This window comes from Neptunicoccus cionae, assembly GCF_014643735.1.
GTDB lineage: Bacteria > Pseudomonadota > Alphaproteobacteria > Rhodobacterales > Rhodobacteraceae > Amylibacter > Amylibacter cionae.
Map to the genome: position 1 here is coordinate 36,605 of NZ_BMKA01000011.1, position 20,988 is coordinate 57,592.

Annotated in this window: 20 protein-coding genes; 15 read left to right on the plus strand and 5 right to left on the minus strand. The window is 58.5% G+C overall.

Annotated features, from left to right (window positions below; genetic code table 11):
• Positions 1-17: 17 nt before the first annotated feature.
• Positions 18-1,082, plus strand: coding sequence for a 3-carboxy-cis,cis-muconate cycloisomerase (locus IEX10_RS19305; protein WP_076626048.1), 1,065 nt, complete (start codon positions 18-20; stop codon positions 1,080-1,082).
• A 127-nt stretch (positions 1,083-1,209) separates the two neighbouring features.
• On the opposite strand, the gene IEX10_RS19310 is transcribed toward IEX10_RS19305, so the two are convergent.
• Both IEX10_RS19310 and IEX10_RS19315 read right to left on the minus strand, forming a co-directional pair.
• Positions 1,210-1,869 carry an HAD family hydrolase gene (locus tag IEX10_RS19310; protein ID WP_188678887.1) on the minus strand — a complete coding sequence of 220 codons (660 nt, stop codon included), beginning with the start codon at positions 1,867-1,869 and terminating at the stop codon, positions 1,210-1,212.
• Positions 1,870-2,227: 358 nt separating this feature from the next.
• Positions 2,228-2,830: a superoxide dismutase gene (locus IEX10_RS19315; protein ID WP_188678904.1), complete on the minus strand. Its 603-nt coding sequence runs from the start codon at positions 2,828-2,830 to the stop codon at positions 2,228-2,230.
• Positions 2,831-2,889: 59 nt separating this feature from the next.
• Here IEX10_RS19315 and IEX10_RS19320 point away from each other — a divergent pair, with 59 nt between their 5' ends.
• Positions 2,890-3,594: a helix-turn-helix transcriptional regulator gene (locus tag IEX10_RS19320; protein ID WP_229678655.1), complete on the plus strand. Its 705-nt coding sequence runs from the start codon at positions 2,890-2,892 to the stop codon at positions 3,592-3,594.
• 14 nt (positions 3,595-3,608) lie between these two features.
• Here IEX10_RS19320 and IEX10_RS19325 read toward each other — a convergent pair whose 3' ends face one another.
• Complete coding sequence (locus tag IEX10_RS19325; RefSeq protein ID WP_076626045.1) at positions 3,609-4,805, minus strand: multidrug effflux MFS transporter; 1,197 nt, start codon at positions 4,803-4,805, stop codon at positions 3,609-3,611.
• A gap of 128 nt (positions 4,806-4,933) precedes the next feature.
• The gene (locus tag IEX10_RS19330; protein WP_076626044.1) at positions 4,934-5,380 is read right to left on the minus strand and encodes a winged helix-turn-helix transcriptional regulator; all 447 of its coding nucleotides are present in this window, start codon (positions 5,378-5,380) and stop codon (positions 4,934-4,936) included.
• Between the two features lie 94 nt (positions 5,381-5,474).
• Here IEX10_RS19330 and IEX10_RS19335 point away from each other — a divergent pair, with 94 nt between their 5' ends.
• The 4 genes from IEX10_RS19335 (at position 5,475) to IEX10_RS19350 (ending at position 9,262) form a co-directional block, all read left to right on the plus strand.
• Positions 5,475-6,353, plus strand: coding sequence for an SDR family oxidoreductase (locus tag IEX10_RS19335; RefSeq protein WP_188678889.1), 879 nt, complete (start codon positions 5,475-5,477; stop codon positions 6,351-6,353).
• Positions 6,354-6,415: 62 nt separating this feature from the next.
• Positions 6,416-7,183, plus strand: a complete 768-nt coding sequence (locus IEX10_RS19340; RefSeq protein WP_188678891.1) for an SDR family oxidoreductase — start codon at positions 6,416-6,418, stop codon at positions 7,181-7,183.
• A 92-nt stretch (positions 7,184-7,275) separates the two neighbouring features.
• Complete coding sequence (locus tag IEX10_RS19345) at positions 7,276-8,181, plus strand: NADP-dependent oxidoreductase (protein ID WP_188678893.1); 906 nt, start codon at positions 7,276-7,278, stop codon at positions 8,179-8,181.
• Between the two features lie 31 nt (positions 8,182-8,212).
• Positions 8,213-9,262 carry an LLM class flavin-dependent oxidoreductase gene (locus IEX10_RS19350; RefSeq protein ID WP_188678894.1) on the plus strand — a complete coding sequence of 350 codons (1,050 nt, stop codon included), beginning with the start codon at positions 8,213-8,215 and terminating at the stop codon, positions 9,260-9,262.
• A 50-nt stretch (positions 9,263-9,312) separates the two neighbouring features.
• Here the strand turns inward: IEX10_RS19350 and IEX10_RS19355 are convergent, their stop codons facing one another.
• Entirely contained in the window at positions 9,313-10,452 is a 1,140-nt protein-coding gene (locus IEX10_RS19355; RefSeq protein WP_229678656.1) for a helix-turn-helix domain-containing protein, read from the minus strand.
• 85 nt (positions 10,453-10,537) lie between these two features.
• On the opposite strand from IEX10_RS19355, the gene IEX10_RS19360 reads away from it, so the two are divergent.
• The 9 genes from IEX10_RS19360 to IEX10_RS19400 form a co-directional block, all read left to right on the plus strand.
• Positions 10,538-11,617: a tyrosine-type recombinase/integrase gene (locus IEX10_RS19360; protein ID WP_188678896.1), complete on the plus strand. Its 1,080-nt coding sequence runs from the start codon at positions 10,538-10,540 to the stop codon at positions 11,615-11,617.
• A gap of 47 nt (positions 11,618-11,664) precedes the next feature.
• On the plus strand, positions 11,665-12,558 hold the full coding sequence (locus IEX10_RS19365; RefSeq protein ID WP_058314140.1) for a recombinase family protein: 894 nt from the start codon (positions 11,665-11,667) through the stop codon (positions 12,556-12,558).
• A gap of 1,224 nt (positions 12,559-13,782) precedes the next feature.
• Entirely contained in the window at positions 13,783-14,964 is a 1,182-nt protein-coding gene (gene repA / locus IEX10_RS19370; protein ID WP_058314141.1) for a plasmid partitioning protein RepA, read from the plus strand.
• Between the two features lie 2 nt (positions 14,965-14,966).
• On the plus strand, positions 14,967-15,938 hold the full coding sequence (gene repB / locus IEX10_RS19375) for a plasmid partitioning protein RepB (RefSeq protein ID WP_058314142.1): 972 nt from the start codon (positions 14,967-14,969) through the stop codon (positions 15,936-15,938).
• 273 nt (positions 15,939-16,211) lie between these two features.
• On the plus strand, positions 16,212-17,507 hold the full coding sequence (gene repC / locus IEX10_RS19380; protein ID WP_058314163.1) for a plasmid replication protein RepC: 1,296 nt from the start codon (positions 16,212-16,214) through the stop codon (positions 17,505-17,507).
• Positions 17,508-17,652: 145 nt separating this feature from the next.
• A complete protein-coding gene (locus IEX10_RS19385) occupies positions 17,653-18,747 on the plus strand; it encodes a Fic family protein (protein ID WP_058314143.1) in 1,095 nt (364 codons plus the stop codon).
• A 319-nt stretch (positions 18,748-19,066) separates the two neighbouring features.
• On the plus strand, positions 19,067-19,552 hold the full coding sequence (locus IEX10_RS19390; protein ID WP_058314144.1) for a hypothetical protein: 486 nt from the start codon (positions 19,067-19,069) through the stop codon (positions 19,550-19,552).
• A 40-nt stretch (positions 19,553-19,592) separates the two neighbouring features.
• A complete protein-coding gene (locus IEX10_RS19395; RefSeq protein ID WP_188678898.1) occupies positions 19,593-20,525 on the plus strand; it encodes an ArdC family protein in 933 nt (310 codons plus the stop codon).
• A 70-nt stretch (positions 20,526-20,595) separates the two neighbouring features.
• A partial coding sequence (locus IEX10_RS19400; RefSeq protein WP_188678900.1) for a DUF3768 domain-containing protein occupies positions 20,596-20,988 on the plus strand: 393 nt, incomplete at its 3' end.

Consider the following 20,988-nt stretch of genomic DNA (forward strand, 5'->3'; position numbering starts at 1 on the left):
ACCATAAGGAGCTCGCTATGAGCGCTTCAGTGTTTGAGAGTCCGTGGCTATCCGGTCTGTTCGGCGATGACGCTATGGCAGCGATCCTCTCTCCGGAACGGCATCTTCAGCACATGCTCGCCTTCGAGGCGGCATGGTCGCGGGCCTGTGGCCGGGCAGGACTGATTGACGCAACTCTGGCCGAGACAGCTGCACAAGCAATCGAAGTTGCCAAACCCGATCTAACCGATCTTACCAAAGGTACGGCGCAGGATGGTCTGCCGGTGCCGAGTCTGGTCAAACAGCTTAAGGCTATCGCACCTGAAGAAGCCGTCCACATGGGCGCTACTTCTCAGGATGTGGTCGACACCACGACAGTCCTGGTTCTGCGAGAGGCTTCATTGCTCATCACCAACAGATTGATTGAATTGGAGAAATTCCTCAAGGAGCTAGAAGAGCGGTTCGGGGATGAACCGTTAATGGGGCGCACAAGAATGCAGGCCGCCACGGTGATCAAGGTACGTGATCGGGTTCTACCCTGGCGCCTGCCTTTGGCCGAGCATCGGGTGCGGCTGGATCAAATCCGTCCCCGTATCGAGCGGGTACAGATTGGCGGGGCCTCCGGCGACCGCAAGGCTCTCCGAAATAAGGCGGATGAAGTTGTCGCCGATGTCGCCAACCAGCTCGATCTTGCGCCGACTAAAAAGGCCTGGCACACGATGCGTGACGGGATTGTGGAATATGCGTCTCTGCTTTCAATGATTTCTGGCACTCTAGGCAAGATTGGGCAGGACATCGCCCTCATGGCGCAGCAAGGCATCGGTGTGATCGCGATTTCAGGAGGTGGTACCTCGTCCGCCATGCCTCACAAGAACAACCCGATTGCTGCCGAGCTCTTGGTGACGTTGGCACGGTTCAATTCGGTACAGGTCTCGGCTATGCATCATGCCTTGATCCATGAACAGGAACGGTCGGGTGCAGCCTGGGCTTTGGAGTGGATGGTCCTCCCCCAAATGCTGATGGCAACCGCGAGGGGGTTGGGTGCATGCTGCTCGCTCAGTCAATCAATAACAAGAATTGGTGAAGCGGATACAAAAATTTAACAACTATCTTGTTTGATGGCCGTGTTCCTTCGCAGGTCACAAACTTTGTTTGTTCCGATGGAGATTTGCAGCCGGGTATACGTCGTCCGGTCCATGCGAAGCTGGTTGCCGTCTATGGATTGACCACTCAAAGCCCCAACAGTTTCGGCAGGTCAGCCATATCGGTTAGCCGTCGCGCACCGAAGACGTTCTCTGGATTCAAAGCTGTCTTCGGGAGGTAGGCAAAACAGGTCATCGCAGCGTTGGAGGCCGCCTCGAATCCGCTCATGCTATCTTCGACTACCACGCAATCCTCTGGCGCAACGCCATTCATTTCGGCCGCATGCAAAAACACATCGGGCGCGGGTTTGCTGGCGCCGACATCATAAGCCGAAAACATATTTCCTTCGAACCAGGGAAGCAGCCCCGACCGTTCCAGTGTGACACGCATCTTTGCCAGAAGCCCATTTGAGGCTACGCAGAGCGGAATGCCAGCCGACGAAATCAACGTCACCGCCTCACGGGCGCCCGGGATCGGCTCGACCTCTTTTCCGAGGGCTTCGAGAACTCTGTCGTAGAAGTCGTGTGGCCATTTCGCAGGAAGGCGCAATCCCCTTTCGCTCACATAACGTTCGACATCATGTCTGCTCTTGCCGACGAACAAGCCGTGGCATTCAACGAGTGACAAGCTTGCGCCAGTCGAAAGCAAATAAGCGTGCAGCACGCGATTGAAGGTCGGCTCGGAGTCTACGAGCACACCGTCACAGTCAAAAATCACGAGTTTCGGTGCGCGTCGCGAAATTGGCAAATCCAGTTCCCGTCCTCCTTGTTTGAGAATAATCGCCCAAACTGCTTGGACGATTTCATGCTATAAGCCGCGCTACACCCGGTGTCACCCACCTCCAAACGTTCTGCCATGCGCCGTCGCTAGGTCACTAATTGGTGACTCTCCTTCGCTTGAGCCGGCTGTCCCCAGGCCTTTTTTTGAGGAAGGCAACTGAAGGAGGCCCTACATAAGTCTGACGTGAGATCCGAGAAGAGTATTCACTTGGTCTTCTCTTGAGTTTGAGATCAAGAAATGGCCGATACGCATCGAATTGTCGAGCCGACTCGGAACGCAGAAAGCCTGTTTCAAACTGGGCCCCGACGCCGAGACCGACTCGCGTTCAGGCGAGGTTGGCTTCGGCAAATTCGTAATTCGCCAGGTTGTCGAGGAAGTTGGTCACATAGTCGGGCCGCCGGTTGCGGAAGTCGACGTAGTAGCTGTGTTCCCAGACATCGAGGCCCAGCAGCGTCGTGCCCTCTCCTGTAGCCAGCGGGTTCACGCCGTTCGGTGTTTTGGTGACGGCCAATGTGCCATCAGATTTCTGGATCAGCCACGCCCAGCCGGAGCCGAACTGACCGTTGGCTGCGGTCTTGAAATCGGCCTTGAATTGCTCGACCGAACCGAAGGCATCGACAATCTTGCCTTCGAGTTTACCCGGGATGCCGCCACCCGCAGGCGAAAGTGCGTTCCAGAAATGAATGTGGTTCCAGTGTTGGCCCGCATTGTTGAACACGGGCGCACGATCGGCATCGCCATAGGTGAGCGCGATGATTTCTTCCAGTGTCTTGCCTTGCAGGTCGGCGTTCGCGTCCACAAAGCCGTTGAGCGCGGTTACGTAGGCCTGATGGTGCTTGTCGTGATGCAATTCCAACGTTTCCTGGCTCATCCCCCGCGCGGCAAGGGCTGCGTGGTCGTAGGTTAGGGCGGGCAATTCAAAGGCCATCATGTCTCTCCTTATCGGGTCCGGCTTGCGTCATGGTACGTGAGCGGGTAATTAAACAAGTGAAGACTTTGAAAAACAATCCGGCCAATATGTCAAGCGATCACTTGGAAAAATACCCGGATGCACCACGTGCGCCGTCGGATCGCATCCTGATGACCCTGAAGATGCAGGGCGCGTTGACCTCGTCGCAGATCGGCGAACGGCTTGGGATCACCGGTGAGGGCGCGCGCCAGCAGCTCATGAAGCTCTCGAATGACGGGCTGGTCCGCGAAGAGCGGCGCAGTGCGAGCCGAGGCCGTCCATCGACCTACTGGCACCTGTCCGAAAAGGGGCAGGCACGGTTTCCGAATACCCACGCCGGGCTAACCGTTGAAATCCTGAGCAGCATTCAGGATGAGTTGGGTGCGGAGGCCCTGGATCGGGTTATCTCGGCCAGAGAGACTAGGACACGGGCACAATACGAAGCCGCGATGGTGGGATGCGGCAGCCTGAAGGAGCGCGTCGCCAGACTGGCTGAACTGCGCTCTGACGAAGGCTATATGGCGAGTTTCGAGGATGCCGGTGACGGGACGTTCCTATTTGTCGAAAACCACTGCCCGATCTGCGCTGCCGCGCGTTTCTGTCAAGGTTTCTGCCGGTCCGAACAGGCGGTTTTTGAGCAGGTTCTGGGCCCTGGTACCGCCATCGAGAGGGTCGAGCATATTGTGAGAGGTGGCCGCCGTTGCACCTACCGGATCGGGAAGGTGGCCGCAGGCGCAGCCTGACCGGCGCCGACACCCTATTCAGCGGGGATCTGCGCCTCCTTTCGAGGTACAGAAAGCATCGCCAGAGCAAAAGCGATCACGGAACAGGCTGCGATGGCCACGATCATCGGAATGGGCGTGCCGTCAAAGAATGCGCCCGCAATCCCGATCATGACCGTCGCCGTCATGAATTGCAGTGCACCCATCAGCGCTGACGCCGTTCCGGCTTTTTCTCCATGATCTTCCAGAGCGAGCACCGCCGTGCCCGGCACGACGAGACCCAGAAACGCATAGCCGCATAGAAGCAGAACAATCATCACCGGCAGCGTTGCGATCCCGACCAGTTCCGTGATCAGCAGCAGCAGCATGACAGCCACATTCGCCGCCGTCGCAAACCGGATCATCGGCCCTAGCCCGAAGCGTCGGCTCAGATACCCGTTGAGTTGGGCGACGCCGATAAACCCTGCGGCGTTGATCGAAAAGGCGAGGCTGTATTGCGTCGGGCTCAGTCCATAGTACTCGATCAGGATGAAGGACGAGTTCGCCACATAGGCCATGAAGCTGGCCAACCCGAATGCACCAACAAAGACGATGCCGAGAAACCTCGGTTCGCGCAGAAGGCTTGCGTAGTCCCGGAGCGAGCGTGCAAGGCTGCTGTCGCCGCGCTGTTCGGGGGGGCGGGTTTCCTTGAGCGCGGTGGTCAGAAGCACAAGCGCCGCGATGGCCGCCGCCGCCATCGACCAGAAGATCGTGCGCCAACCACCTGCGGCGAGCGCAGCGCTTCCCGCCAGCGGAGCGAGGACCGGCGCAATACTGACCACCAGCATTAGCGTGGCCATGAGCTGCGCGGCCTGAGGGCCGGTATAGAGATCTCGAATGACGGCACGCGCGATCACCATTCCCGCTGCTGCGCCCAGCCCCTGAAGCGCACGCGCGGCGATCAGCCATTGAATGTCCGGGGCCAGCGCGGAACCGACCGCCCCCAGCAGATAGAGTGTCAGACCGATGAATAGCGGCAGCCTGCGGCCGAACATGTCCGAAAGCGGGCCATAGATGAGCTGAGCCAGTGACATGGAGACAAAGAACGAAAGAAGGCTTAGCTGAACGGTCACCGTGTCGGTGTCAAAGACATCCTCGATGACTGGAAGCGCGGGCAGATACATGTTGATCGCCAGCGGGCCGACCGCAGTCAGCAGGCCCAGGACGAGGGCTGTGAGATAGAAACTGCGCATGAAAGGAACCTTTCCAAGGCTGCCCATTCGTTTGGGCCGATCGACATATGTGTTGACCCGAGGACTGGCTCATCCGGCGTGTCGACCGTGACAAACCTGACAGGTCATTGAAGGCAGGGGCCCGGACCCTAGGAAACCAGGGGCATATCCTCTCCCTTATGGTCAAACGCCTCACGCGCCTGGCGGATCTGGTCATGGCTTCGGTCGGCCCAGACAATCAGCCCGGCCAGAGGTTCGAGCGCGGACCGGCCAAGATCCGTCAGACGATAATCGACCATCGGCGGTGTCGTCGGGTAGACGGTCCGCTCAACCAGCCCATCGCGCTGCAGCGAGCGCAGCGTCTGGGTCAGCATCCTCTTGGAGATGTCACCGACAACCCTGTTCAATGCGCTGAACCTCTTTGGCTCACGAGCGAGCAGCGTCAGGATCAGAACCGACCATTTGTCTCCGATACGGTCCAGCACATCGCGGACCGGACAACTTGCCGTATCAATGCCGCCTTCCGGACTGGTCTCGAAATGCTTGATGAGGTCACCGAGCACATCAGCAGGGTTACTTTGGTGTTCCCTGGTCATTTGCAACTGCCTTCTTCCAATGCTGAGCAATAGTAGGTAACTGAAAGAGACCATACCTCATATGTATACCAGAATCAAAGTAAAGGACATGTTCATGGCGGATCAGACGGCAAAATACCTCGTCACAGGTGCATCGGGCCAACTCGGCGCGCTTGTCGTTGCCGAACTGGTCGGCAAGGTTCCGGCCAAGAACGTCGTGGCCCTTGTGCGTAGACCCGACGCGGCTGCCGCTCTGGAAGGGCACGGCGTTGAAGTGCGCATCGGCGACTACGACGACCGCGCATCGCTCGAGCAGGCCTTTCAGGGCATCGACCGGCTGCTCCTGATCTCTGCTTCCGAAATGGGCAGACGTGCCGAGCAACACAAGAATGCGGTTGATGCCGCTGTGGCGGCCGGTGTTGGCTTTCTTGCCTATACCTCGGTTCTCAGGGCCGAGACGAACAGCATCGGACTTGCCGCCGACCATCGCGAAACCGAAGCGGCGATCAGGGCCTCCGGCCTGCCTCACGCCTTCCTGCGCCATGGCTGGTATACCGAGAACCAGACGGCTTCGATCCCGCCCGCGCTCGAACATGGGGCCTATCTCGGCGCGGCTGGCGACGGGCTGTTCTCTAGCGCGACCCGTCAGGACTATGCAGAAGGCGACGTTGCCGTTTTGGCCGCCGATACCATTCAGTCCGGGGCGATCTACGAGTTGGCCGGGGACGAAAGCTACACGATGGCCGAGTTTGTCGAGGTGATCTCTGCGGCGGCCGGAAAGCCCGTCGCCTATGTCAACATGAGCGAGGCGGAATTTGCTGGCGCTTTGGAAGGCGCCGGCCTGCCCGCCCCGATTGCCGCGCTGCTTGCCGACAGCGACGCCAATGCAGCCAAGGGTGCGCTGATGGATGAAAGCCACACGCTTCAAAAGTTGATCGGGCGCCCGACAACCCCCTGGGCCGAAACGGTCCGCGCCACTGAGAAGGCACTTTGAACGAATAACTCGAACAAGCATCGGGCCTTGCCTGACTGCTACAAACAACAGGAGCGCTCAATTTGGCTGAGATTATTGATTTGGCAAAAGCCCGTTATCCAGATTTAGGTCACCGCCGTGTGGTCATTGCCGGAGGAACCGGAGATGTTGGCGAGGGGATTATTCGCGCATGGGTGAAATCTGGTGCACATGTCGTCGTTCCGTCCAGAACCGATCGCAAGATCGATGAGCTGCGAGGAATCCTTTCGGATCTCGAAGGTCCGGGAAGGGTGGATTTTGTATCCGGCGACTCCGCCAGCTTCGAAGACGCTGAGGAGATGGCCAAGCGCGTCATTAGCGAATTCGGCCCGGTTACGGATATCGTTGCTTCGATCGGCGGATGGTGGCAGAAAAACCCCCTGTGGGAAATCTCGGACGAAGACTGGCAGAGCTTCTTTGTCAGCGTAAGTAGCGCCCATGTCGCGACGGTTCGCGCTTGGGTTCCCCATCTGCCGCAATCTGGAACCTACCAGTTGATCCTCGGGGGAAGCGCCCAGATGCCGGTGCCCGGCGCGTCGATTATCAACATGCAGCAGGCGGCGCTTTTAATGATGCGCAAGGTGCTGACCGCTGAACTTGGTGACCGGCTTCGCGTCGCGTCGCAGGTCCTTGGCCCAGTGGTTACACGTGCACGCGAACACGTTGATCCGAACTGGGTTGCGAATGGGGAAGTTGGGCTGGTTTCCGCCGCAATCGCTGCCGATCCGGCAGTGACCGGCGTCGATTTCGTTTCCTACGACAAGAGCCAGATGTTGGAGACCCTGGTCGCGCTGAAAGTCTACCCCGGGTGAAAGGCCTACGGATCAAAGTTGACAAAATGCCGACCTGGCAAACCACATAGAAATTGATAGTCCCGCTCGCGAGTAAATTAAGGAAGACGGCAATGAAAGCAATCAAATTCAATGAGTTCGGCGGACCTGAAGTCCTTGAACTGGTCGAAGTTGACGAACCCCATGCCGGGCCCGGCCAGGTGCGGATTGCGGTCCGCGCAGCCGGGGTAAATCCGGCGGAGTGGAAGATCCGGGCCGGGTATTTCAAGGATTTCATGCCCGTTGAGTTTCCCGCTGGCGTGGGGTTCGAAGCCTCCGGAATGGTCGATGAGGTTGGTGAAGGCGTGAGCGGCGTGGCCGTGGGCGATGCCGTTTTTGGTGCAGGTATCGGCACATTCGCGGACTATGCAGTGCTGAACTACTGGACGGCCAAACCTGATGCGATGCCCTTTGACGTGGCTGGAGGGATGACAGTCGCTTCGGAGACCGCCATTCGCAGCCTCGACTATGTCGGAGCCAAGGCGGGCGAGACGATCCTGATTTCCGGCGCGGCTGGCGGCGTCGGTTCGGTCGCGGTCCAGGTCGCTAAGGCGCGCGGGATCACCGTCATCGGCACAGCCAGCGCAGCCAAGCATGACTATCTGAGCGGTCTCGGAGCAACGCCGACCACCTACGAACCCGGGCTCGCCGACCGGTTGAAGACCCTTGCGCCAGAAGGGATCGACGCGACCCTCGACCTGGTCGGCGCGGGCAACATTCCCGAACTGATCCAAATCACCGGCGAGGCGTCGCGGGTTATCTCAATCGTCGATTTCTCCGCCCCCGAATATGGTGCCCAATTCTCGCCCACCCCGCAGGCACAGCCGGAACAGGCGCTACAGGAGGCAGCGCGGCTCTACTCCGAGGGCGCGTTGGATCTACGCATCGAAAGAACCTTCTCCCTGGATCAGGTCGGCCCAGCCCATGAACTCAGCGCTGAGGGCCGTGTAACCGGCAAGCTCATTATTGCGATAAGCTGAGCCGGACCCTGGAACAATCGAGCGAACCGCAATGGAAATCGGGCTTTTTACCTTTGGCGATATAGGTCCCAACCCGGTTACCGGGCAGGTCGTTGGCGCGCCCGAACGCCTGCGCAACATCGTCGAAGAGATCACTCTGGCCGATCAGGTCGGGGTTGATGTCTACGGACTCGGCGAACATCACCGGGACGATTACGCCGTCTCCTCTATCGCGGTTGCCCTCGCCGCCGCGGCGACACAGACAAAGCGCATCCGCTTTACCAGCACGGTCTCGGTGCTCAGTTCCGATGACCCGGTGCGGGTGTTTCAGCAATTCGCCACGCTGGATGGTCTGAGCGATGGTCGCGCCGAAATCATCGCCGGGCGGGGGGCGTTCTCTGAATCCTTCCCACTCTTTGGCTATGACATGTACGACTACGATGATCTGTTCATCGAAAAGCTGCACATGCTGTTGGAGATCAACAAGGCCGAGCACGCAAACTGGCCGGGGAGCGCCCACACCCAGCCTCTCGATGGGCTCGGTGTTTATCCGCGGCCGGTTCAGCTGCAACTGCCGATCTGGCTGGGGGTTGGCGGCACGCCGCAATCGGCCATGCGGGCCGGCACCATGGGACTGCCGATGGCGATGGCATTGATTCTGGGCGGCGAATGGAAGCGTGTCGCGCCGATGTTCCAGCTTTATCACCAGGCCGGGCATGAGGCGGGCCATAGGGCACTGCGCCTGATGACATCGCTGACAGCCCATGGTTTTGTGCATAACAGCATGAAATCCGCGCTGGACATCTACTATCCAGCGCATTCGGCGAAGATGGGCAAACTCGGCCGCGAACGCGGCATGCCCATGCAGAGCCGCGAGATGTTCGAGAAGTTTTCCGGTCCCAATGGCGGCTATTTTGCCGGTGGCCCCTCGCAATTGGCCGAAAAGATTCTCGCCGCCCATGAGGTTTTGCGTTTTGATCGGATCCTGCTGCAATTCGGGGTGGGCGTTATCGATCACCGATCCATGCTGGAGGCCATCGAGATTCTCGGCGCAAACGTCATTCCAGAAATACGCCGGGGGCTCGCGAAGGCGGCCGGTTAGGCCTTCGGATTTGGCAGTCAGGCCCGGGGTTCGTTCCAGGGAACACCTTTTTATACAAGTGCGCACCACACTCTGTATCGGCCCTGCCCGGTGATTTCGCGGATGAGTCCCATCTGAGCCATATCATTGAGATTGCGTTGAAGGGCCGCCCGGCTGGCCCCGGTTATTTCTTCTGCCATCGGCGCGGAAACCAGCGGCCATTCGGAGAGAACTTCAACCATTCGCTTCGGCGTGCGTCCCGATCGGCCTTTCAGCGCGTGCGACGCCCTGCCTTGCCACGCCTCAAGCTGATCGAGATGTCGCAGCGTAGCCAGTATCGCCGCCTCTGCCCCCTTCAAAAACCGCCGAAGCCGCTCCGCCGGATTTCCGACGCGACGGAGCCCAGACAGCCCGCCACCCGCCAGCGGCAGGAACACCGCCCCGCCCGTCAACCCGTCGGTGGCGATCCTCGCAGAAAGTACTGCTGCCTCCATCTCTGCGCCTGGCACATGAGCCAGCAGGCCGGTTGGCCCCCACAGGTATTGCCCAAATGCGGCACGACTGATCGGATGCAGGTCCCCGGCCCGGTTCATTTCTTCGCACCATGCGGCCAACTGGTCGCTGATCGGCTCACCGGAAGGATGAAGAATATGATCCACCTCAGCGGGTTCCTGGCGACCCAGGAAGTCCATGACACTCTCAGCCGACGTCACGTCGGGCATTGGCCCGGCCGTCAGTCGGCGGCAGGCCCAATCGGCCCGCGCGAGTGCCTGGTTGTCTTCCTGGACGCCACTGAGCCGCACGGCCCGCCAAAGTGACAGGCGCTCCGCCGAGATCCGTTCGGTCCCGAGCCAGCTCACGCCAGATGCTTCGATCAGCGCGAGCCGGTGCCGCCAGCCCTCTGGGGCCCGGCGCAATCTTTCGTCGAGGGCCCCAAGCTTCGCCGCGACCTTAGCCAATGATACGGCAAGACTGGCCTCCGCCTCACGCCATGCGTCAACATCAATGAGCCTGGAGTGATCTGCCCGGGGGAGCGGAGGCGCGAGGTCGTCAGCTTCCCCACTAAAACTGGCAGGCATGAACCAGAGGTCGTCATCTTGAATTGGCTCCGGATCGTAGATTCCGCGCTCGGACTCTTCGCTACCGGCTTCTAAAATATAGGGATGACGCTGCATAATGAGCAAAATAGGGACATATTGATATCTACTCAAGAGTTTTGCAGAATGCAATGTAAGATACGATAAGATACAATTATCGTATGTTGACAGAAACGACCATTCTCGTCACCCTCAGCGCATGAAACCACGGTCAAAATTACTCAGCGCGACGAGGGAGAGCCCCCTGCCCTATCGGGCTCCGCGTCTCGATGCCGAGGACCGCGAGGCGCTCAACGATCTTTACGCGCGCGGCACACCCGAAAACACAAGGAGGGCCTATGAGCGGGATCTGATCTATCTCTCGGCCTGGAAGAAAATGCGCTTTGCTGATGAACCGGCGTTGGCATGGCCCGAAAGCGAAGATGTCGCGCTGCGCTTCATCCTCGATCACAGTCGCGATCTGAGCAACGATGCACGGAAGGCCGGTGAGGTTGCGCGAGCGCTGATTGCCATAGGACTGCGCAAGAGCCTCGCCTGCCCCGCTCCCTCGACGCTGGATAGACGCATCGCGTCTTGGCGGGCGTTTCACCGGATGCGAAATCTCGCATCACCCTTTGAAGCGCCGCTGGTGCGACAGGCTCGCGCGAAGGCGCGCAAAGCCGCGGCAAGGCCCCCTGCCCCGAAATCGGCTCATCCGATCACGAGAGATTTGTTGTTGCAACTCGCCGAGGCAGCAGGTCCCGGACTTCGCGGCATTCGTGATCGCGCAATTCTGTTGCTGGGTTGGGCGTCGGGCGGCCGCCGCCGTTCTGAGATCGTCAGTCTCAATCGCCGCGACATTGATCTGGAAACCTTTGACGCCACGGGTGTCGTCTGGATCCAGCTGCCCGGGACCAAGACGACAGATGCAGGAAGCACCCCGAAACTCGTGCTCAAGGGCCGCGCTGCCCGGGCGCTCGTCGCCTGGATTGATGCGGCCGAGATCGAAAAAGGACCATTGTTTCGACGGATCACCCGGACTGGAGCCCTGGGGCAGAAGCGGTTGTCGGACGCATCGGTAAATCAGATCGTCAAACGGTTGTTGGAGACCGCCGGAATCGACAGGGATTTTGCATCCCCACACGGGCTCCGCTCTGGCTTCCTGACCCAGGCAGCCCTTGCCGGTACTCCCCTGCCCGCCGCGATGCGGCTTTCTCTACATCGCTCGCCGGCACAGGCGCAGAAGTATTACGACGATGTCGACGTCGCTGAGAACCCGGCGAGCGAGCTTCTCGACTAAATGGTCGTTTAGTAACGGCATATGAAATTGCAATCGGCCCCGTTTTCATGCCCCTGATAGGCTATGCCCGCGTTTCCACGGAGGATCAGACCCCCCTGCCCCAGTCTGAGGCGCTGCAATCTGCGGGCTGTGCCGAGATCTTTGAAGAGCACGCCTCAGGCGGCAATCGCGCGCGTCCTGTACTCGCGCGTTTGCTCGAACGCGTCCAGAGCGGCGATACGCTGGTCGTTGTGCGGATCGACCGGCTTGCGCGATCCCTGTCGCATCTGCTGGAGGTGATCGAACGTCTGGAGGCCAAGGGAGCTTTCTTCCGCTCGCTGCAGGATCCAATCGACACCGCCTCCCCTCAAGGAAAATTCACATTGCAGGTTCTGGGCGCCGCGGCCGAGTTCGAGCGCGCGCTGATACGTGAGCGCACAAAGGCCGGGCTTGCCTCTGCGCGCGCCAAAGGGCGCGTTGGTGGCAATCCTGGGCTTCGCACCAAAGACCCCGCCGCGCTGCGCAAGGTGCGGCTGGCACGACAGGACGGCTACATGGAGCGCCTGAGCGAAACCGCGCAGGATTGGGTGCCCCACGTGCGACGCCTACGGCCGGATATGGCCTGGGAAGATGTTTTGCGAATCATTAATGGCCCCCTGCCCCACGACCGGCACTGGACCCAAAGCCGCCTACTCCGTGCTGTGAAAGCCTATGTCCGCGACGGGTTTCTACCAGATGAAGTGCTTGGCCGCGCCGGACGCCGCGAAACCGATGACCGCCTGCCAGCTATCGTGGCTGCCATCAAAGGCTCGGACCCCGAAATCACACTGCAGGCGATCTGCGACCGGCTAGAATCGATGCGTGAGCGCACCCCTCGAGGCCGTACTAGCTGGCAGCCTTCCTCTGTGAAGATGCTGCTGGAGCGTGCTGAAAAGCTGGGGTTGCTGAGGTCCGCGCACTAATCGCAACCTTGTAAATCTTCCACGCCATGGAACGATTGCATTGTTGCAGCGCACTTTGCGGGCAGGTGAATGGGTTCACGAAGCGCAACAGATGTTCCACGCGCAATCCGTCGTGCATTTCCCCGCTCCAAAATGCTGGCACCCGGCGATCAGTGGGCCAGACACAAACGCCGTACTATAGACAGATAGATGATATGTCTCTGCCGGGGCGCAACCTACCTAATGCGTTTTGACCTGCAAACCCTCGACCGGGCACGAACCTGTGGTGGCGTCGAGTAAAGGTACGGTGCGCTCCCAACGGTTTCGACTTGTCTCCAGTAGCTGACAATCGATTTAGCCAAGACCGGGACAATGATCGAGGTCCCTGCCCTAGTATTTCTCGACGACGGTTCCTGAACCTGGATCTTCGGAAAGTATCAGCCATCGATCATTCTACGCGGATCATCTGAACAACAAAACTGGGCGCAATTTGCCCTCAGAGAATCGGTGACGGGAGCCATAGGTTGTGCTGAAGCAAAAACGTGGTCCGCGGTTGCTTTCCAGTGGTCTTCGAAGCCGTCGAGTGAGCGCATCGGCTTCTTTGAGTGCTGAACTTATGATCCCTGAACAATCTCTTGAACCCAGAATGTCACGGATCGCACCTCCTCCTTCTATGATTTGGTCTCATCGGATAGGTCTCGCGGTTAGGTGAGGCGTGGTTGAATTGGTCCTGTCTACGCTGTGCTTTGTGCCGGATACTGTTCCCGCGACGCGAGAAGCCGCGATGCCCCCTACCCTGCTGGGGATCATTGACGCCTCAGACAACAGGGCCTTGTGCATCCATGCGCATGAAGTGCGTTTGATCTGATCGTTTGGGCCCGGCACCCAAGTATCAATGTAGCTTTGAATGTCGATCCAATTGGGCCTTGGGTTTGCCGTAAGTCTGTCGGTGCGTTGTCCGATCCGGCCTGAGTTCGCTGTATCTCTCGCTAATCGGATTTTCGGTCAAGACACCATTGAGAAACCGTGCGCTAGCGACACCCAGTCTGCGCCAGATGCACTCGTGAACCACAATTTTGTGAGTGCTGTTAACAGCTGTTAACTCTAGAGGGTGCGTGGCTTCCCTAGTAGACCTTTGGTCCGACAGCACAATTTGTGGATAAAATCCTTGACTTAACATGGTGAATCACGGCCATTAGAGTCAAGTTGCGCAAATAAGCGCGTTCGAGCAGAGAAATAGCAACCATGTTTCAGACGGCACCAATCGAAGCGGCGTCTCAATCCGAGCTTACAAGCCAGATGGCGGCGCGTCTACACACCGCGCTCACGACGCATCTTCAACAAGCCTACGCGCCCGATCAACGCAAGAATTTGAGACTATTCAGCGCTACAGAGACTGCTGATCTTCTAGGGGTGACCGGGCAATTCTTGCGCAAGTGCCATAGCGACGGGTCCTTGCCGGAGCCTGAAGTAATCAAGAACGGACGGCGCTTCTATTCCGGTGATGAGATCCTGCAAGCGCGCCATTTCCTGGAGGCAAGCTCTCGAAAGCCGGGTAAGTATCTTCCTGGGCGTCGCGAGGGTGACAAGCTTCAGGTTATTCAGCTGATGAACTTCAAAGGTGGATCTGCAAAGTCCACCTCTGCGATCCATCTGTGTCACTACCTTGCTTTGAGTGGTTACCGGGTGCTGGCGATTGACTTGGACCCACAAGGGAGCCTCACTGGCTTTTGCGGGATTCAAACTGAACTGGAGTTTGAAGGCGCTTCGATTTACGACGCACTTCGTTATGACGATCCAGTACCGATGTCGGAAGCTGTTGTGGAAACCTATTTCCCTGGATTGCACTTGGCACCTGCCCGCCTTGTGCTGAGCGAATTTGAGACTGAAACAGCGGTCAATGCAGGGCGCGGTGTTGCGTTCTTTGAGAAGCTCAGTCTGGCGATCCAGTCCGTTGAGAGCGACTACGATGTAGTGGTGATCGACAGCCCGCCAGCTCTCGGATTCTTGACTTTGACCGGCCTCTACGCTGCGACCTCGGTCATCGTGCCGATGACGCCGAGCATGCTCGACCTTGCTTCCACCCAGCAGTTTGTCGAAATGACTTCTGCTTATCTTGGTGTGATCGAGGACACGGGCGTCAAACTCGATCATGATTTTTTCTCCTTCCTCATCACGCGGGACGATCCGAGCGATATCCCAAGTCAGCAGATCGTGAGCCTAATGCGCGCTCTGTTCCAGGATCGTGTCGTTGGGGCGACCGGACTACGTAGTACGGCTATCGGCGACGCATCGATGCTCAAGATGTCGATCTACGAGGTTGCGCGCTCCGAGATGACAAGGTCGACCTATGATCGCGCAAAGAACAGCATGGATGCGGTTGGTTCGGAGATTGCGGGAATGCTTCAAAAGGCTTGGGGGCGGTAATCATGGCAATGGGTAAAAACAAAACCGGCATCATGGCTGCGATAACTGCGGCGACTGAGGGGTCGAAAGACGGGGCTTCTGATAGAGCTCATCGAACATTGCCGAAAGGAACTATCGGCTCTGTTCGTGCGGGTCTCGGCGGCATTCAGGAAATCGACGCCAACTTGATCCTTGCTTGGGGTCCGAAAGACCGACTGGATATTGAGTTAACAGCTGTTAACAGCGCCGCACCGAATGAATCGATCAAGGATCTCGCAACCAGCATCGCTGATGCCGGGCAGCAAGTCCCGGTGCTTCTACGTCCTTCGAAGGATCGTGACGGGCATTTTGAGATCATCTACGGCCAGAGACGAATACTTGCGTGCCGCTATCTGGGGATACCAGTGCGGGCTCTGATACGGACGCTCGATGATACCGATGCATTGATGGCGAAAGGCCTCGAAAATGCCGGCCGCGCGGAGCTGAGCTACTATGAACGTGTCCGGTTCGCGCACGCGATCCTGGAGCAGGGCTACTCGCGTGCGGAGGCGTGTCAGGCTTTGGCTATCAGCAAGAACACTCTTTCGCAGCTTGAGCGTATCAATCGGCTAGTGCCCTTGGCTGTCGGTGAAGCCATCGGCGCAGCTCCAGGGGCAGGGCGCCCGAAATGGACCACACTCGCAACGGCGTTTGAGAAAGTACAACTCTCGGAGGAGGGTGTTCTGGGTGTTCTTGGTCAATCTGGTGATCTCGACTCCGACGGACGGCTGGACCTCGTTCTCAAGGAAATTGGCAAGCGAGGTAAGCAAGAACGATCTGTCGAGGAGCGCTCGCCCGTTCCCGGTGTGCAGATCAAAAGTGGTAAATCGGGGCTCTCAGTCACCGTCAAGCGGGCAGGGGAAAACACGAGATTCGCGAATTGGCTGGATCAGAATCTGGACCAGCTCATTCAGGATTCCTTCGATCGGTTCCAATCAGAGAGCCACGAAGGATAGCGGCGGTTAACAGCTGTTAACCGCCAAAACAGAGGCAACGAGCAAAAAGGAGAACGGCACCAAAAAGAAAACCCTCGAAACCGAAGTCCCGAGGGCTGCTGCGCACAAGGCGCGATTTGTTTTCACACCACAATCCTAGCAGCCCGCGAATCGCTAAACAACGAAAAACGTCTTCGGGCGAACAGGTTTTCTGTGCCTAGCTAAAAAATGAAAAAATTCAATGATGCTCCGCATGGAGCGACTGGGACAGTCATGCCTCAGAACGGTGGAGGTATGTCCAATATCAACCAACCCTCGGGGTGGCGCAAAGCGACGGCCGGACTCGCGGTCGCTGAACAGCACGCACAAGCTGGTGAAAGAGCAGCCGTGCCCAAGACACGGGCCTTTGTTGCCGTGAAACGCGTTGGTGCGCATATTGGCCTCAAGGCTGGCGACGTACTGCTTCTCGACACGCTTGGGGCCTTCACTCGGGCCCAGGACTGGGAAGAGGGGCAGCGTCCGATCGTCTGGGCGTCCAACTCTTACCTGATGGAGCAAACAGGCTTCTCGCTCTCGGCGCTCAAGCGCCATGCACGGCGCCTGGCTGAGATCGGCGTGATAGCCTTCAAGGACAGCCCCAATGGCAAGCGTTGGGGCAACAGGGACGCAGAAGGCCGTATCATCGAGGCCTATGGCTTCGACTTGTCGCCGCTCTCGGCTCGAGCCGAAGAGTTTGAGCAGCTACACGCAGAACTGCAGGCCGAGCGCGAACTCTGCCAGCGCCTGAAGCGCCAGATCACGGTTGCGCGCCGAATGATCCGCGCCAGGATCGAAGCGGCCCTCAGCGGCGCTCTGAGAGGCCCCTGGACACAGCTCTCAAGCCTCTTTGAGGATCTTTTGGACCGCCTCCCACGCCGGAACACGGCCTCTGAGACGCTTGCGCGGCTTCTGGAATGGTTCAGGGAGCTCCAGGAGCGTGTCGATGCGACCTATCTCAAGGCAGCTCGAGCGGATGAAGTTGTGGAAAACACGCCGGCAACCACTGAACAAGGGCTTCAAAAGACTCAAGAAATGGACCCCAGGGAGGTCATTTCTGATCCTCATATACTAATTACAAATCAACTTAATCCTGTAACCTGTAATTCCTCAGAAAAAGAGGAAGCGGCGAGCGTGGTGCCAAATGCGCCACCGGAAGAGCGAGTTGATAGGGAGTTGGAAGATTGGGTGGCCGAAACGCGCAAGAAGCGCGGGGCAGCTCTTGATCTGCCGACAGTCATGCAAGCCTGTCCTGAATTTGCGTCGTGGGCGCGCAATATGGGCGGATATCTGAAGGATTGGGGCGATCTGCACCGTGTTGTGGGGCAGTTGAGGCCGATGATCGGCGTTTCTGAACACGCCTGGAACCTCGCGCAGGACCGACTTGGGCCACAAATCGCGACTGCGGCGCTGGTTCTCACGTTCGACAAGCATTGCGCCGGCGAAGTGGCGTCACCGGGCGGATATCTGCGTGGGATGGTCGAGAAAGCCGGGGCAGGGGAGCTGCATCTCGAGCGCAGCTTCTATGGTCGATTGAGCGGGCAGGCTGCATAATGGGATGGGGACGCAGTTTTTGCACGTTGAGAGTTCCAGGTGGGGCATGCGGAGATTGCCGCCTGTATTCTCCGCAGATTTTGCGGCAGTTATTGTTGTCTTGACGAGATTATGCGGTATAATCTCCGCAAGGAATGCGCAAAATATGACCTACATTCACGAAATCACTGACTGGCCGCAGTTTTCTTGGGACAAGGCCAAGCTGTCTTCACAACTTGCCGCTGTCCGCCACCGACAAGGCAAGCTCTTGGGACGCATGGAAGGCCTTGGCTTTGATCTTCGAAACGAAGCGATGTTGCGAACTCTCACCAGTGATGTCGTCAAGAGCAGCGAGATCGAAGGCGAGACGCTCGACAAAGATCAGGTTCGGTCGTCTATCGCAAAACGGCTGGGGCTCGAAATCGGCGGGCTGATCCCGTCTGATCGCCATGTCGATGGGGTCGTCGAGATGATGCTGGACGCGACGCAAGCGTATGACCAACCACTGGACGCAGAGCGATTGTTCGGCTGGCATGCCGCCCTTTTCCCAACCGGGCGAAGCGGAATGACCCGGATCACCGTGGGGCAGTGGCGTGAAGGCCCTATGGAAGTTGTTTCAGGACCTATGGGTCGTGAACGCGTGCATTTTGAGGCGCCGGGAGCGGCACGGCTTGATACAGAGATGGGGCGGTTTCTGACCTGGTTCAATCAGGTCCCTGACACGGATCCTGTTATTCATGCCGCAATTGCACATCTGTGGTTCGTCACGATCCACCCCTTCGACGATGGCAACGGGCGCATTGCGCGTGCGATCGCGGATATGGCGTTGGCGCGATCCGAACGCAGTTCACAGCGGTTTTACAGCATGTCGACCCAAATCCGGCAGGAGCGGAGCGCCTATTATGATATGCTCGAGACGACGCAGAAGGGCGGGCTTGATGTCACCGCCTGGCTCAATTGGTTCCTCAATTGCCTCGACCGTGCTTTTGATGGCGCAGAGATCATTCTGGAGGCCGTGTTTCAAAAGGCGCGGTTCTGGGAGAAATACGGAACGGCCAACATAAACGACCGCCAACGGGACATGCTTAACCGCCTCCTCGATGGGTTCGAAGGAAAACTCACGACGTCGAAATATGCGAAGATCGAGAAGTGCTCACAAGACACCGCATATCGCGACATCCTCGACCTGATCGATTTGGGAGCACTTGAGAAAGATGACGCTGGTGGACGTAGTACCAGCTATTCCCTGGCAGCGAAGTGAAGAGGCTTGTCGCATCCGGTGCTCAGGACATGCACCGCATGGATTTACCAGAGAAAATTGCCGATCTGAGTTTTGCTATAATATATTGATATTATTAAAAAATTAGAAATCGTAGGTAAGACCTTGCCGATGTTCGTTGCCGATCTGGAGTTTCTGCGTGCAATGAAGAAAACTGGGGCTGTGCCGGCCCCTGAAGTTCTTTTCCCGGGCTGGTGGGGCCGGGAAAAGTGAAAGTGTCCTTCGGGTTTTGTGACTGACGGATGAGGGCCTTTGGGGTCCCTCGGACGGGTCCGGGCCGGGTTCCGGTCTGTCTTTCCTGATGAAGGGCATTCCCATGCAAACAGGTATCTTGCGCGTGCTGCGCGCGACCGCTGCCTCGTGGTGGCGACACAAGGAACTGCGCCGAACCGGCCAGTCGGCGCGGGCGCGGCAGCTCGAACGCGAGACCGTCCTGCGTGATCTCGGCTATCTCCGGCAGGCAGCGACATTGCCGAATGCCCATGTAATCTGCGGCGAGGGCGGGACGTTCATCTATCTCGGTTGGACGACTGTGTCGACCTTCGCGCCGATCGAACGCTTTCCCTTGGCCACTCTTGCGGTTGCAGGTGGCACGCCGTTCATCGATATCCGACCCGTCAACAATGTCATCGCCTTCGCGAACCTGCCCCGCGTGAAACGGGGCGGATCGGTCGACCCTGAACCTTGCGGTCCTGGCAGGTCCGTCTCGCTGACCACCTACATCGACATGGCTGAGGAGCTCGGCGCCAGGATCGTCAACGATCCACGCGCCAGTCGGCCAACCTGATCACTATCCCCTCACACCAACACTCGAAAGGAAGCCAGCCATGGCCAGATCCCGCACGCCCAAATCTGATGCCTCCGAGGTCATCACAAACGAAATCATCCGTATCATTGAGCGCGGCGTCCTGCCGTGGCGCAAGCCCTGGACGGCTGGTGGCAGTACACGTCCCCTGCGCGTGGGCGGCGAGGCATATCAAGGCGTCAACAACTTCCTGCTGACCATGCGGACCGTGATGGCGGGCTACAGCTCGCCCTACTGGATGACCATCCCACAGGCCAATGCCCTGGGTGCCAAGGTCCGCAAGGGCGAGAAGTCCTCCGTGGTGGTCTATTACGGCCAGAGCCGGAAACAGGACGAGGCGTCTGGAGACGCCGACGAGGCAGATGGTGACGAGGCCCGCGTCTTCCGTTTCCAGAAATCCTATCGCGTGTTCAACGCCTGCCAGATCGAGGGGTTGCCGGATAGCTTCCATCCCGAGCCGGACCCGGTGCCTGAGCATCCGCCCGCTGAACCCATTCCCCATATGCAGGCTTTTTTTGATGCCATCGATATCACCACCGTCTTCACGGGTAGCGATGCCTACTATCTGCCGCCGGTAGACAAGGTCTACATGCCGCCGATTACGCGGTTCCAGAACCCGCCAAATTTTTATGGGGTTTGGGCCCATGAACTGGGCCATGCCACAAAGGCGCGCCATCGCTTGAACCGCGACTACGGTCTTTCGCGGTTTGGCAACACAGCCTATGCGCGCGAGGAGATCGTGGCCGAGCTCACGTCCTGCTTTCTGGGGCAGGAACTTGGGTTCACGTCGCATACGCTCGAGATGAATGCCGCTTACCTCTACAACTGGCTGCGGGTGCTGCGCTCGGACAAGCGGGCGATTTTCAAGCACGCGGCCGATGCGCAGCGCGCCTGTGATTACCTTATCGCGCGATCGGAGGCGGGCAGGGCAGGGGAGGTCGACCAGGCCGCTTGAGGGGATGTGTGTCGGCAAAGGGAAAGCAGGCTTTGGGAAGGGTGTTTCAAACTTCTCAAAGGACAGACCCATGACCAACGCAGCACAGCCTCCGACAGACCGCCCAGACCCCGCCGTAATCGCCGCTCAGAATGACGCTTTCCGCAAGCTCGCCTGCCTCGGGATAGCACCAGAGGCGCCCATCCAAGGCCGGATGCATGTTACCCGTTCGCTTATGGAGGCCGGGGACGGTTTCATGGCCGAGGCGGTGAATGTCACGGGGGCGTTCGACACATTCGAACCCGAGAATGACCCGGAGGGCTGGCATGATTTCGGGGCGGTCGAGATCCAGGGTGAAACCGTATTCTGGAAAATTGATCTGCATGAGGAAATTACATTTTCAAGTCCTTTTCTTTCTGTGCAACGCTGGTTTGGCTCCTCGATTATGCTCACTCCAGTGGCATCGACTTGCATACGGTGGGCG